Source organism: Mesorhizobium sp. M8A.F.Ca.ET.165.01.1.1 (genome assembly GCF_004792065.1).
Lineage (GTDB): Bacteria > Pseudomonadota > Alphaproteobacteria > Rhizobiales > Rhizobiaceae > Mesorhizobium.
Map to the genome: position 1 here is coordinate 1 of NZ_SRTH01000070.1, position 445 is coordinate 445.

Annotated in this window: 1 protein-coding gene; it reads right to left on the minus strand. The window is 65.6% G+C overall.

Features of this window, described 5'->3' with window-relative positions:
* Positions 1-391: transposase (locus EN808_RS35160; RefSeq protein ID WP_245525202.1), on the minus strand; the 391-nt coding region annotated here is incomplete at its 3' end.
* Positions 392-445 lie beyond the last annotated feature (54 nt).

The following is a 445-nucleotide window of genomic DNA, read 5'->3' on the forward strand; positions in this document are numbered from 1 at the left end:
CGGCAGCGCTCTTGCGCTGCTTCTGGATGGTGAGATCGCCGGTGACCTGACCGAGCCGCGCCACCAAGGCCTTGAGACGCTGCTCGGCCGCGCTCGGCGGCGGCGTCGCTTGTACGCGCTTGGCCTGTGCGTAGCCGACGATCATGGCGGCATCGATCCTGTCGGTCTTTTCCAGGAAGCCCATCGCCTCTGCAAAACGGCGTACGTTGCGCGCATTGACGAGAGCGCAAGGCAGGCTCAGCTCCCACAGCAGCAGGAACGCCAGCCGCTCGCCGCCGCCGCTGGCCTCCATGACGGCAAGCTCGACGCCATGGCCCTGACACCAAGCGGCCAGCTCGGCTATGCCTGCCGCATCGTTACGGAAGCGGCCTGCCGCCCCGCTCGGCTCGATATGGGCATCGAGCCATTCTTTCGAAACATCCACTCCACAGATGGTCTTGTTCAC